Origin of the sequence: Rhizobium sp. BK316, assembly GCF_014193695.1 — a bacterium.
Taxonomy (GTDB): domain Bacteria; phylum Pseudomonadota; class Alphaproteobacteria; order Rhizobiales; family Rhizobiaceae; genus Rhizobium.
In genome coordinates this window covers 263,055-276,154 of the sequence record NZ_JACHZR010000001.1, presented here as the reverse complement: position 1 = coordinate 276,154, position 13,100 = coordinate 263,055, and the positions used below count along the sequence as shown (strand labels likewise).

General features: G+C 60.5%; 12 protein-coding genes and 1 pseudogene. 7 read left to right on the top strand and 6 right to left on the bottom strand.

The window, feature by feature from the left end; translation table 11 throughout:
* Positions 1-16: 16 nt before the first annotated feature.
* Positions 17-1,072 carry a sn-glycerol-3-phosphate ABC transporter ATP-binding protein UgpC gene (gene ugpC / locus FHT87_RS01175; protein ID WP_183798832.1) on the top strand — a complete coding sequence of 352 codons (1,056 nt, stop codon included), beginning with the start codon at positions 17-19 and terminating at the stop codon, positions 1,070-1,072.
* Between the two features lie 26 nt (positions 1,073-1,098).
* Positions 1,099-2,049 carry a sugar kinase gene (locus tag FHT87_RS01170; RefSeq protein WP_183798828.1) on the top strand — a complete coding sequence of 317 codons (951 nt, stop codon included), beginning with the start codon at positions 1,099-1,101 and terminating at the stop codon, positions 2,047-2,049.
* 4 nt (positions 2,050-2,053) lie between these two features.
* Here FHT87_RS01170 and FHT87_RS01165 read toward each other — a convergent pair whose 3' ends face one another.
* Entirely contained in the window at positions 2,054-2,725 is a 672-nt protein-coding gene (locus FHT87_RS01165) for a GntR family transcriptional regulator (RefSeq protein ID WP_183733644.1), read from the bottom strand.
* Between the two features lie 27 nt (positions 2,726-2,752).
* On the bottom strand, positions 2,753-3,778 hold the full coding sequence (locus FHT87_RS01160; protein ID WP_183798826.1) for a Gfo/Idh/MocA family oxidoreductase: 1,026 nt from the start codon (positions 3,776-3,778) through the stop codon (positions 2,753-2,755).
* A gap of 220 nt (positions 3,779-3,998) precedes the next feature.
* Here FHT87_RS01160 and FHT87_RS01155 point away from each other — a divergent pair, with 220 nt between their 5' ends.
* The 5 genes and pseudogenes from FHT87_RS01155 (at position 3,999) to FHT87_RS01135 (ending at position 7,746) form a co-directional block, all read left to right on the top strand.
* Positions 3,999-5,711, top strand: coding sequence for an IlvD/Edd family dehydratase (locus FHT87_RS01155; protein ID WP_183798823.1), 1,713 nt, complete (start codon positions 3,999-4,001; stop codon positions 5,709-5,711).
* The gene (locus tag FHT87_RS01150; RefSeq protein ID WP_183798820.1) at positions 5,708-6,580 is read left to right on the top strand and encodes an amidohydrolase family protein; all 873 of its coding nucleotides are present in this window, start codon (positions 5,708-5,710) and stop codon (positions 6,578-6,580) included. Before FHT87_RS01155 ends, FHT87_RS01150 begins: the two co-directional genes overlap by 4 nt.
* A gap of 76 nt (positions 6,581-6,656) precedes the next feature.
* Positions 6,657-6,827, top strand: a pseudogene (locus FHT87_RS01145) (GMC oxidoreductase); the annotation flags it as partial.
* 68 nt (positions 6,828-6,895) lie between these two features.
* A complete protein-coding gene (locus tag FHT87_RS01140; RefSeq protein WP_183798817.1) occupies positions 6,896-7,246 on the top strand; it encodes an antitoxin Xre/MbcA/ParS toxin-binding domain-containing protein in 351 nt (116 codons plus the stop codon).
* Positions 7,247-7,251: 5 nt separating this feature from the next.
* Positions 7,252-7,746 (top strand): RES domain-containing protein, encoded by a 495-nt coding sequence (locus FHT87_RS01135; protein WP_183798814.1) that lies wholly within the window; start codon positions 7,252-7,254, stop codon positions 7,744-7,746.
* Positions 7,747-7,802: 56 nt separating this feature from the next.
* On the opposite strand, the gene FHT87_RS01130 is transcribed toward FHT87_RS01135, so the two are convergent.
* Genes FHT87_RS01130 through FHT87_RS01115 form a run of 4 tightly spaced genes read right to left on the bottom strand, consistent with a single transcriptional unit; the run spans position 7,803 to position 13,010 of the window.
* A complete protein-coding gene (locus FHT87_RS01130) occupies positions 7,803-9,167 on the bottom strand; it encodes an alpha-glucosidase/alpha-galactosidase (protein ID WP_183798811.1) in 1,365 nt (454 codons plus the stop codon).
* 22 nt (positions 9,168-9,189) lie between these two features.
* A complete protein-coding gene (locus tag FHT87_RS01125; protein WP_183798808.1) occupies positions 9,190-10,857 on the bottom strand; it encodes an ABC transporter ATP-binding protein in 1,668 nt (555 codons plus the stop codon).
* A 10-nt stretch (positions 10,858-10,867) separates the two neighbouring features.
* On the bottom strand, positions 10,868-12,001 hold the full coding sequence (locus FHT87_RS01120) for an ABC transporter permease (protein ID WP_183733678.1): 1,134 nt from the start codon (positions 11,999-12,001) through the stop codon (positions 10,868-10,870).
* A gap of 1 nt (position 12,002) precedes the next feature.
* Entirely contained in the window at positions 12,003-13,010 is a 1,008-nt protein-coding gene (locus FHT87_RS01115; protein WP_183798805.1) for an ABC transporter permease, read from the bottom strand.
* Positions 13,011-13,100 lie beyond the last annotated feature (90 nt).

Here is a 13,100-nt window from a genome sequence, read left to right as displayed (position 1 = left end):
TCAAAGGACAACCAACATGGCCAATGTGAATATTCGAAACGTCCAGAAGCGCTTCGGTGCTGTCAACGTCATCAGCGATATCAGCGTCGATATCGCCGACGGAGAATTCGTCGTCCTGGTCGGCCCCTCCGGCTGCGGCAAGTCCACCCTGCTTCGCATGATTGCCGGTCTCGAGGAGATGAGCGACGGCGAGATCCGGATCGGCTCTCGCGATGTCAGCCACCTGCGGGCACGCGACCGGGATATAGCGATGGTTTTCCAGAACTATGCGCTCTACCCGCACATGAGCGTCGCCGACAATATGGGCTTTGCCCTGAAGCTGAAGAAGGCAGACGCCTCGGAGATTTCAGAACGGGTCAACAAAGCAGCCGGTATCCTCGGCCTCGAAAAGCTGCTCGACCGCTTCCCGAAGCAGCTCTCGGGCGGGCAGCGCCAGCGCGTCGCCATGGGCCGCGCTCTGGTGCGCGATCCTCAGGTCTTCCTGTTTGACGAACCACTTTCCAATCTCGATGCCAAGCTGCGCGTGCAGATGCGCGCCGAAATCAAATCGCTGCACCAGCGCATCAAGACGACGACGATCTATGTCACCCATGACCAGATCGAAGCGATGACGATGGCCGACAAGATCGTCGTGCTGCATGATGGCGTGATCGAGCAGGTCGGCGCTCCGCTGGAACTCTACGACCGGCCGGCCAATCTCTTCGTTGCCGGCTTTATCGGCTCACCGTCGATGAACTTCATCGATGGCAGGGTCGAAGAGGGTGTTTTCCGCACGGAAAAAGGCCTGACCCTGCCGCTGCCCGAAAACATCAAGAGTGCACCGCCCGCAGGCCGGCTGGTCTATGGCATCCGTCCCGAGCATATCCGCGCCAGCCAAGGGGGAATTACCGGCCGCGCCGAAATCGTTGAGGGAACCGGGTCGGAAATCTTTGCCAAGCTGGACTGCAACGGCGAACAGATTTCCTGCCTCTTCCGTGAACGACTTGCGATTGCTTACGGCGACACCGTCACGATCTCGATCGATCCGGCAAATGTCCACCTTTTCGACAAGTCGACTGGTAGACGCGTTTGAGGCCGCCCTCGCCGCACACTAGCAGGATGCCGCACCACGTCCTGTGTGTCGGTGCCGCCGTGCTCGATACGCTGTTTCGTGTCCGTGCAATTCCGCAGACGCCGGGTAAGGTCCTGCCCTATGAGATGCTGCAGGTGGCCGAGGGAATGGCCTCCAGCGCCGCTTACGCCATTGTCCGCCTCGGCGGGATGGCAAGCCTCTGGGGTGCCGTCGGTGACGATCAGGCCGGTCAGCAGATCCTATCGGAGCTGGAACAGGCCGGTATCGATGTCAGCGGCAGTGTCCGGGTTACCAGCACGCGCTCGGCCGTTTCGTCAATCCTCGTCGACGACGACGGAGAGCGGTTGATCGTTCCCTTCTATGATCCGCGCCTGCATGAAAATGTGAGGGACGTGACGGCTGACGATCTCGCCGCATTCGATGCCGTGCTGGTGGACGTGCGCTGGCCCGCCCTCGCCCTCAAGGTGCTGAAGGCCGCAAGAGAAGCCGGCAAGCCCGCAATCCTCGACGGCGATGTCGCACCGCCTCACGTCATCGACATGCTGGCGAGACATGCCGATCACATCATCTTTTCCGAACCCGCGGCCCAAAGCCTGTCGCTGATCGACGATCCCGCCGCCATGGTACCGTTTCTGAAGAAGCAGTATCCGCAGGCTTTGGTCGTCGTCACGGCTGGAGAGCGCGGCAGCTATTGGTGGGACGAAGAGGCAGGCGATATCGTCCATATGCCGGCATTTCGGGTCAAAACGATCGACACACTCGCCGCCGGAGACATCTTCCATGGCGCCTATGCGCTGGCGATAACAGAGGGATTGCCGACCGACGCCGCCATCCGAATGGCCTCAGCCGCAGCAGCGCTGAAATGCGGCGTCTTCGGCGGACGGCTTGGTGCCCCCGATCGCGGCGAGGTTGCGGCCTTGCTGGGGGATGTCGTTCCAACGAAAGCGGCCGATATGACCGCTGACCAATCCGTTTAGCGCCTCAGTGTTCGCTCACATACGCGAGATAGCGCTTCTTGCTCGGCTGCAGGTGATCGACGCAGAGCTGGGCCAGAACCCAGTTATCCCTGCCCTTCAGCATCTCGATCATCAGCCGGTGATGCTCATGCGAGATCCGCAGGGATTCCTTGCTCGACATCGAGTTGGCGCGCACCGGCAGGCTGAGGCGCATGTAAAGCTCGATCGACTGGACGAGATGGGAATTGCCGCAGGCGCTAAAGAGTGTGAGGTGGAACTTGTCGTTCGTCTCGTGCACACCGCGAAGATAGCCGGCTTCGACGTGCCGTCCATGCTCCTCATGCAGGGCCGTCAATTCCGCGATCAGCTCGTCGGGCGCCGGTAGCGGAATCCAGAGTGCGGCTTGCCTTTGGAGCAGTTCGCGCACGTCATAAATCTCCTGCACCTGCCGCGGCGTCAGCGAGCGCACAGTGGCGCCCTTGTTGCGCTCGCGCACGACGATGCCCATCGTCTCCAGCTGGACGATCGCTTGACGGGCAAAATGCCGCGTGACGTGGAAGCGCGCGAGCAGCGTGTCCTCGGTCAGACGCGTGCCGGGCGCCAGCCGCCCGAAGATGATGTCTTCTTCGAGCGCACGCGCAATGCTCAGATCGTCGTGTTCGATCTCGTCTTCACTGATATCATTGAGCGTCTGCATGAATAGGTCCTCCGGCGGCGGGCCATCTTATCGCGGTTTGTATTCAGGGTCGAACCGGCTCAGCCTATAGATCTCTTCGACCAGCGCCAGCGTCTTCAGATTATCGTCAGGCACCGTCTCCATCGCCGCCCGGCCGTCCAGCCCGTCGAGAAAGTGCGCGATCGTTGCATCATAAGCACCCTGATAGACAGCATCCGCATCGAACTCCTCCACGCGCGGGACATTACCCTTTGCCGAAAGACGGTTTCCATTCAGTTCCAGCGTGGCCTGCGTACCGAAGATCCGCAAATGATCCCGCGGCGCCGGGGGCGCACCATGCACTGCGAGATTGGCATTTACAGTGACGATCACCCCGTCGTCCAGACGGCGCAGAACGACAGCAGCGACATCCTCGGCAATAATATCGTCATTGCTGCGCTCGAGCCGTGCGGCAACCACCTCCATCTCGCCAAACAGGTAGCGAAGCGTATCCAGGTGATGGATCATCACCTCCATGACCAGCAGACGCTGCTGCCTGCGGAAAAACGGCTGGCGGATGAGCGCCGGCCTGTTCCCCTCGGCATCGGCGATCATGCCGCTCGAGAAAAATTCGAATTGAACCTGCCTGATCTCGCCGGCAAACCCCTCCTGCAGCCATGCCTTCAGCCAGCGGTAATAGGCGCGAAACCGCCAGTTCTCATGCACCATCAGCCGGATCGATGAGGGCAGACCGGTAACGAGGGCGACCGCCTGATCGTAATCGGGCGCCAAGGGCTTCTGGCAGAGAATATCGATGCTCTTCGCAGCCGCTAGCCGCACAAGCTCCACATGGGCCTCACGCGGGGCACATATATCGACGGCATCCAGTGTTTCCTCGGTCAACATATCCTGCGCGCTCTCATAATTGCGAGGGATACCGAAAGTCCTGCTTCTGGCCGTGCGGGCTTCCGCTGAAGGGTCGGCGATCGCGACGACCTCAGCACGGGCCGACTGCTTCATCCAAGCCGGCAGGTGATACTCGCTGACCCAACCGGCGCCGATGACCCCTATCCGCCTTCGCTCGCTCTCCGCCATGCTTCGCTCCATCTCGTTTTATCGATAATTTAGCTATCATCTCTCCGAAAGCCAATGCGAAAGGCAGAATAAAAATCGAAATTATCGCGAATTATCTTGAGTTTCCTCCATAGAATTCTGTGGCGACGGCGATGGGCAAATCTGCGGCCACATCTTCTTTATTGACAATCTCGCATATCCAACTAGGCTTGGCGTCGATTTAGAGGACGAGGGAGGAACAATGTCGAGCGGTCTTCGTCGCAAGCTGACGAGTTACGGCGATCAGGGTTTCTCCCTTTTCCTGCGAAAGGCCTTCATCAAGGCGATGGGCTATTCGGACGATGCTCTGGATCGCCCGATCGTGGGGATTGCCAATACCTACAGCGACTTCAATCCCTGCCACGGCAACGTGCCGCAGCTTATCGAGGCGGCCAAGCGCGGCGTCATGCTGGCCGGCGCCATGCCCATGGTTTTTCCGACCATCTCCATCCATGAGAGCTTCGCCTCGCCGACCTCGATGTATCTGCGCAATCTGATGGCGATGGAAACCGAAGAGATGATCCGCGCCCAGCCGATGGATGCCGTGATCCTGATCGGCGGTTGCGACAAGACCTTGCCGGCGCAGATCATGGCGGCCGCCAGCAGCGAGATCCCAGCGATCTTTCTGCCGACCGGGCCGATGGCCGTCGGCCACCACAAGGGCGAGCGGCTTGGCGCCTGTACCGATTGCCGCCGCTTCTGGGGACGCTTCCGCGCCGGTGAAATCGATGAAGCAGAAATCACCGACGTCAACAACAAGCTCGCCAGTTCGGTCGGCACCTGCACAGTCATGGGAACGGCAAGCACCATGGCCAACCTGACCGAGGTGATGGGTCTTTGCGTGCCGCGGGCGGGATCGGCACCGGCAGCCGAATCCGAGCGTGTGCGGCTCGCCGAAGAGACCGGCCGCATCGCCGCCGGACTTGCAACCAACCCGGACGCGCCGACCGTACGCGATATCCTGACACCCGCAGCTATCCGCAACGGCCTCGTCGCACTGCAGGCGATGGGCGGCTCGACCAACGCCGTCGTCCACCTTGCTGCCATCGCCGGGCGGCTCGGCCTGCGCCTCGACATGGCCGAGCTTGACAGGCTCGGCAGGATCATTCCTCTGCTTGTCGATCTCCAGCCTTCCGGCCAGCATTATATGGAACAGTTTCATGAAGCCGGCGGCGTGCAGACGCTGCTGAAAGCCCTGCGTCATGAAATCGACGGGAGCCAGCGGACGGTCTATGGCAAGACGATCAGTGAGGTCATTGATGCTGCGGCGGACGAGCCCGGCCAGACGATCATCCGCACCATGGAAAAACCGCTGAAGCCGATCGGCACGATTGCCGTGCTCTACGGCAATCTCGCGCCCCGCGGCGCCATCATCAAACAATCGGCGGCGTCCAAGGATCTGCTGCAGCATGAAGGACGCGCGATCGTCTTCGATTCCGTCGAGGACATGACCTTTCGGATCGACAGCGACGACCTCGATGTTATCGCCGAGGATATTCTCGTTTTGCGCAACGCTGGCCCGAAGGGCGCGCCAGGCATGCCGGAAGCCGGCTATCTGCCGATCCCGCGCAAGCTTGCCCGGCAGGGCGTCAAGGACATGGTGCGCATTTCCGATGCCCGTATGAGCGGCACCGCCTTCGGCACCATCGTTCTGCATATTGCCCCGGAAGCGGCAGCCAGCGGACCGCTGGCGATCGTCCGGACAGGAGACCGTATCCGCCTCGACGTCAAAGAACGGCGCATAGACCTTGCCATCGACCAGGATGAATTCGACCGGCGCATGGCGGAGCTTGAAACGAAATCGGCGCCCGAGCCGGCGCGCGGTTATGCAAAGCTCTATCACACGCACGTGCTGCAGGCCGACGAAGGCGTCGACTTCGATTTCCTACAGCACGAGGGATTGGAAACGAAATGAGCATGGTGGATAGCGAAGCCCCGCTCTGCCTGCCGCGATTGCCATTGACGCGTCTTCCGGCTTACCCGTTGCCACAAGGCACGATCGACACGCATTTCCATGTCTTCCGGTCCGAGGCACCGCTGAATACGCCTCGCAGCTACACGCCCGATATTGCAACGATAGCCGACTGGATCACCTTTGCCGACCGGCTCGGCATCGGTAGGGGCATTCTCGTACAGCCGAGCGTTTATGGCCTCGACAACCAGGTTCTGATCGAGGCGCTGACTGCCTTTCCGGACCGCCTGCGTGGCATCGTCGTCATCGATCCCGAGACAGTCGCCGAGGAGATTGCTCATCTCGACCGGCTCGGCGTGCGCGGCGTGCGCATCAATACCCGCAACAAGGGCGGCCTGCCGCTTGCAGCGGCCGAGAAACTTGCTGCGGCCATTCGCGATTTCGGCTGGTCGCTGCAGCTGCAGATCAGCCCCGATCAGATCAGCGATCTCGCCGGTCGCCTGCCGCAGCTTGGCGTTCGTTTCGTCATCGATCATCTGGGCTTCCTACCGCTCGCCGAAGGGGCCTGGCGCGAGCATGTTCCAGCACTCCAGCGGCTGGCCGATAGCCCCGGCGGCTACATCAAGCTCACGGCGCCTTACCGGCTGACGCGCGAGCGCGGCTATATGGGTTTTGCCGAGGTGGTGCAGGCGCTTGCGGCGAGCCATCCGCAAAAGCTGCTCTGGGGCAGCGACTGGCCGCACACCGAACTCTGGAGCGATATGCCCGACGATGCCGACCTGATCGACAGGATGCAGGACGCCGTTAGTGCCCCTATCCTTGCCCGCAAAATCTTCATCGAGAATGCCGAAACGCTGTTCTTCAGCCGCTGAGCGCGAAGTACCTTGACGATGGCCAGAAGCATCCTTGTCATTGTTGTCGTTCGCTTTGCTGAAGCCGTTGCCGGCAAGCGACCCAATGGCGGTGGTCAATGGCACGCTGAAGGTTCGCGGGCTCGATGGGCTGCGGGTGATCGATTGCTCGATCATTCCCTTCATTCCCTCGGGCAATACCAACGCGCCGGCCATAGCGATAGGTTCCAAAACGGCCGAGATGATCGGAAGTGATTGCCGGCAATAGCCTCGACCATTGAATGCCGTTGATTTTGACGCTATATATCGTCAGAATAACTGGCATGGAGATGAATCATGGGCCTCGCACAATATGCAGATGACGGTCTGTTTGCCCCGCGCAAGATCGCCGATGCCTTTCGCACAACCAGCGAGGAGATCGCACGCACGGCCGGTCTCGGCAAGGATGCGATCCAGCGCAAGGATCGCCTGCGCTCCGACAAGACGCAACGGCGCCTGCGCGAAATGATCGAGATCGTCAACAAGGTCGAGCAGCGCTTCGGTTCGGCGCTGATGGCCTATGCCTGGTATCGTTCCGAGCCCCTATCCGGCTTTTCGGGCCAGACGGCCATGCAGTTGGTCCGCGACGGACGGGCCGACGAGGTTATGGATTATATCGATGCGGTCGACGCCGGCATTCATGCCTAGTCGCGATGCGCTATGAAGGAAAGCTCTATCGAGCGCTGAACCCGGTCTATGCGCGCGAGCCGCTTTCCGGCCGCGGCGCCGAGCTCTATGGCGGTCGGTTCAATCCCAAGGGAATGCCGGCTCTCTACACGTCCCTGTCTGTGCTGACCGCACTTCGGGAAGCCAATCAGGTCGGCAGCCTGCAGCCGACGACCCTCGTCTGCTACGAAGCTGACATCGAACGCGTCTTCGACACGAGAGATGAGGCCACCATCGAGGCGGAAGGCATGGATGCGGCAGCGATTGCCGCGGCACGCTGGCGCGACGAGATGAAGGCAACCGGAGAAGCCAGGACGCAGAATTTCGCCCGCCGGCTCGTGTCCGACGGCTATCACGGTCTCCTGGTCAGAAGTTTTGCTCTAGGAGCCAGAGGCGACGATCTCAATCTCGTGCTTTGGCGGTGGAGTGATATGGCCCCTTGCCGCTTGACCCTGATCGACGACGAAGGCCGATTGTCGTAACCATCAAGCGTGATCAGCGCCGGCATGATGGCCGGCGCTGATCATATTGGTGCGCCTCAGGCCGCGCGGGCCTTGCTCGGCCGCGCCCATTCCGGCAGCCAGTCGCCATGGGCGGCAAGCAGCTCATCCACCAGCGACCAGATCTGGTCGAGGTCGAGCTCAGCAGCCGTATGCGGGTCCATCATCGCGGCATGATAGATATGCTCGGGATTTTCCGTCATCAGCGCCTGAACCGTCAGTTCCTGGACATTGATGTTTGTGCGGATCAGCGCGGTCAGCTGCGGCGGCAGGTCGCCGATATAGGTCGGCTGGATGCCGGAGGCATCGACGAGGCACGGCACCTCGGCAGCGCAATTTAATGGCAGCGAGGTGATGCAGCCATTGTTGCGCACATTGCCGTAGATAACAGAGGGTTCGCCGGTCCAGACCGAATTGATGATCGAGGAAGCATATTCCTTCGATTCATTGACCTCGATCTTATCGGCTGAACGATAGGCTTCCGCCTGGCCCTTCCAGCGGGCGATCTGCTCGATGCAGCGCTTCGGATATTCGTCGAGCGGAATGCCGAACTTCTCGATCAGGTCCTCGCGGCCTTCCTTGATGAAGTAAGGCGTGTATTCGGCAAAATGCTCCGAGCTTTCGGTGACGAAATAGCCGAGACGCGTCAGCATCTCGTAACGCACCTTGTTGGGGCAACGAGGGTTCCAGCCGGGCTTCGGCGCACGGCCTTCGCGATAGGCGCGTACGAGATCGGGATAGAGGTTCTTGTAGGAACCGTCAGGCTGACGATGCTCGAACTTCAGGTAGAAGGCCATGTGGTTGATGCCGGCCGAGCGGTAGCGGATTTCGTCATAGGGGATGTCGAGATCGTGGGCGAGCTCCATCGCCGTGCCCTGCACGGAATGGCAGAGGCCGACCTGTTTGATGTCAGGATATTTCTCTGAAATCGCCCAGGTATTGATCGCCATCGGGTTCACATATTGCAGCATGATGGCATTGGGGCAGACGGCGCGCATATCCTCGCAGATCTTCCAGAGATGCGGCACGGTGCGGAGACCGCGCATGATGCCGCCGACGCCGAGCGTATCGGCAATCGTCTGGCGCAGGCCGTATTTCTTCGGCACTTCGAAATCCGTCACCGTGCAGGGCTCGTAGCCGCCGATCTGGAAGGCGACGACGACGAAATCGGCACCTGACAGAGCCTTGCGCTGATCGCCATAGGTCTCCGCCTTCGCCTTCACGCCAAGCGTCGAAATCAACTTGTTGACGACGATGGCGCTTTCCTCGAGCCGCTGCGGATTGATGTCCATCAGGGCGATCGTGGCGCCCGACAGCGCCGGACGCTGCAGGATATCGCCAACGATATTCTTCATGAAAACGGTGGAGCCAGCTCCAATGAAAGCTATTCTGGGATTTGCCATATGAACCTCCGGCATTCTGAAATTACGCTACCTCGAAAGCGGCTTTGACGAGCCGTTCGGTGTAGGGTGTCTTGGGATTGGAAAGGACTTCGTTGACGGGACCCTCTTCCATGATCTTGCCGTGCTGCATGACGATGACGCGGTGGCAGAGGGCACGCACGACCTTCAGATCATGCGAGATGAAGAGATAGCTGAGGCCTCGCTCGTCCTGCAGCTTGCGCAGCAGTTCGATGATCTGCGCCTGAACGGAGAGATCGAGCGCCGAGGTCGGCTCGTCGAGCAGGATGAATTCCGGCTCCAGCGCGATCGCCCTTGCAATGGCTATGCGCTGGCGCTGGCCGCCGGAGAACTCATGCGGGAAGCGCGACAGGATATTGCCCGGCATGCCGGCGGCAGTCAGCGCTTCGCGTACGCGGTCCAGCCGCTCACTCTTGGTGGCACCGAGCTTGTTGACGACAAGCCCTTCCTCGATGATCTGGCCGATCGTCATGCGCGGGTTGAGCGAGGAGAACGGATCCTGGAAGACGATCTGCATGCGTGAACGCAAGGGGCGCATTTCCGCCCGCGACTTGCCGTGGATCGGCTGCCGGTCGAAATAGATCTCGCCATTATCAGTGTCGTTGAGCCTGAGAATAGCCTGGCCGAAGGTTGTCTTGCCCGAACCGGATTCGCCGACGAGGCCCAACGTTTCATGCCGACGCAGTGTCAGATTAAGGCTGTCGACGGCGACCAGTTCGCGCAGTTCCGGCCGGAAGAAACCGCCATGGCGCAGCATGAAGGAGACGCGCACGCCGCGGGCATCAAGAATGATGTCCGATCCCTCCGGCAGCGGATTGGCCTGGCCGCGCGGCTCGGATGCCAGAAGATGCTTGGTGTAAGGGTGTTGCGGATTGGCGAAGAGCTGCTCGGTTATATTGTGCTCGCGCATCTCGCCATGCTGCATCACATAGACATAGTCGGAGAATTTGCGCACGACCGTCAGGTCGTGGGTGATCAGGATCACCGCCATCCGCAATTCCGTCTGCAGGTTGCGGATGAGGTTCAGGATCTGCGCTTGAACGGTCACGTCGAGTGCGGTTGTCGGCTCGTCAGCAATCAGGACATCGGGATCATTGGCAAGCGCCATGGCGATCATCACGCGCTGGCGCTGACCGCCCGAAAGTTGATGCGGATATTGCCGCAGGCGCGCTTCGGGATCGGGGATCTGCACCTGCTTCAAAAGCTCCAGCGCTTTAGCGTCTGCCTGTCTGCGGCTCATTTTGCGGTGGACGCGGATCGCTTCGACGATCTGGCTGCCGATCGTATAGATCGGGTTCAGTGAACTCATCGGCTCCTGGAAGATCATCGAGATGCGATCGCCCCGCAGCCTACGGCGGGCCTTCTCGGAGAATTTCAGGATATTGTTGCCGTCATATTCGACACTCGAGCGCGGCGAGATCACCGCACGCTTGGAAAGAAGCCCCATGACAGTGCGTGCCGTCACCGATTTACCGGAACCGGATTCACCGACGATGGCGATGGTTTCGCCGCGGTATAGCTGGAAGGATATATCTTTCACGGCTTCGACGGTGCCATGCTCGACCTTGAAATTCACGCCGATATTGCGTGCATCGATAACAGGGCTCTCCTTTCGGCCGTCATGATCGTGACGGACCGGCGGGGCAAAGGAACTGACGAGAGCAAGGGCCATCTTCATCACCTCAATAGGGATCGACCGCATCGCGCAGACCGTCGCCCAACGCATTGAAGGCAAAGACGGTGATCAGCACGAAGGCGACGGGAGCGAGAATCCAGGGGTAGGTTCCGATGACGGAATAGTTGGCCGTATCCTGCAACATCAGACCCCAGGAGATCAGCGGCGGCTTCACGGCAAAACCGAGGAAGCCAAGGAAGGATTCCAGCAGCACGACGCTTGGAATATGGATGGTGACCGCAACGATCACATGGCTCATCACATTCGGGAAAATATGCTGGAAGATGATGCGCCGGTCGGTGGCACCGACCGCCATCGCCGCGCGCACATACTCGATGCGCGCCAGCGCCAGCGTTTTGCCGCGCACCTCGCGCGACATCTGCGCCCAGCCGAGCGCCGACATGACGAAGATTACGAAGGCGAGAAAAACGTTGGTGGGTGCCGTGATCGGGATCAACGATGTCAGCGCGAGATAAAGCGGCAGTTGCGGGAAGGCGAGCACCAGCTCGACGAAGCGCTGCACCCAGACATCGAAGGCGCCGCCATAATAGCCCGACACCATACCGACCGTCGTGCCGACGACAGTGACGATGAAGACCACCGTCAGTGCGATCATCAGCGAGATGCGCGAGCCGATGATGGCGCGCGACAGCACGTCTCGGCCGAACTTGTCGGTGCCGAGGAAATGCACCGGCTGGCCATCGACCGTGCCGAAGAAATGGCGATTGGCCGGGATGAGACCGAGCAGATTGTAGTCCGAACCCTTGACGAAGAAGCCGAGCGAACGCGGATTGTCATAATCCAGGCCGACGACCGGCTGGAAGGTAACCGGATCGAGCTCTTCGGAATCCGCCAGCGCATAGACGCGCGGCCAGACGAGGTTGCCTTCTTTGTCGTGGATGCTGATCATCTGTGGCGGCGCAAAGCCGACATCGGTCGCCTTCGGATCCATCGGCGCAAAGAAATCCGCAAAGATCGCCATGATGATCAAGAGGCCGACGAGGATCAGGCCGATCATGCCAGTCCAGGAGCGCCGCAGCCGGCGCCAGACCAGCGCCATATAGCTCTCATTGCCGTGGCTGGTATTCTTGACCGTTTCCTCGTGTGGCGGCGGCGGTGTGGAAGAGTCGAAGGCAAACATATCAGGCTCCTCCATATTGACGGACCCGCGGATCGAGCATGGCAAGCAGCATGTCGGCGATGATATTGCCGACGATCAGCGTGGCCGACAGCACCAGCATGAAAGTCGCGGTAACGTAGACATCACCGATCGCCATGGAGCCGACGATCGCCGGACCGACGGTCGGCAGGGCGAAGATGATTGCGGTCTCGATCTCGCCGGTCAGCATGTAGGGAAGCACGACGCCCTGATACATGACGAGTGGATGCAGCGCGTTTGGAACGGCGTGGCGCATGACAACCGCGCCGCCCGAAAGCCCCTTGGCGCGCGCCGTCTCGACATATTGGGCATTCAGCGTATCGAGCAGATTGCCGCGCATGACGCGCATATTGTAGGCGAGCCCACCGAAGGTGGCGATCGCGACGACCGGCCAGACGTGGCTCACGAGATCCATGAATTTCGCCCAGGACCACGGCGCTCCGCCATATTGCGGTGAGAAGAAGCTGCCGATTTCCGTCACGTTGAACTGGAAGACGAGAAGGTAGACGATGATCAGCGCCATGAGAAAGCGCGGCACCGTCATGCCGAGGAAAGAGACGCCGGAGAGCAGGCTGTCGATCCAGCTATACTGGCGGGTCGCTGCCCAGATGCCGAAGGTGATGCCAAGGATGGATGCAAAAATGTGGCAGACCAGCGCGAGCGCCAACGTGCGCGGCAGGCGCTCGCCGACCACGTCGGCAACCGGCTTGTTGTAGAACATGCTATAGCCGAAATCGCCTCTGGTCACGATTCCCGTGATCCAGTTGACGTACTGGACGACCAGCGGCTGATCGAGGCCATGTTCGATGCGGTAGGCCTGGGCCTGGGCATCGGCTTGCGCGAAGGAAGCTCCGCCCTGATTGATCAACTGCGAACGGATGTAATCGGCATAATCTCCGGGGGGTGCCTGGATAATCGCGAAGGTCACCACGCTGAGGATGAAGAGGACGGGGATCGCCGAGGCGATACGCATGAGCAGGAATCGTAACATCAGACGGTTCGCTTCTCCTTGCCGCCAGTCGCTCGTCTCAGCGCGGCCGGCTTGTTGATTCTGACCGGCCGCGCGCAGCACGCGCGACCG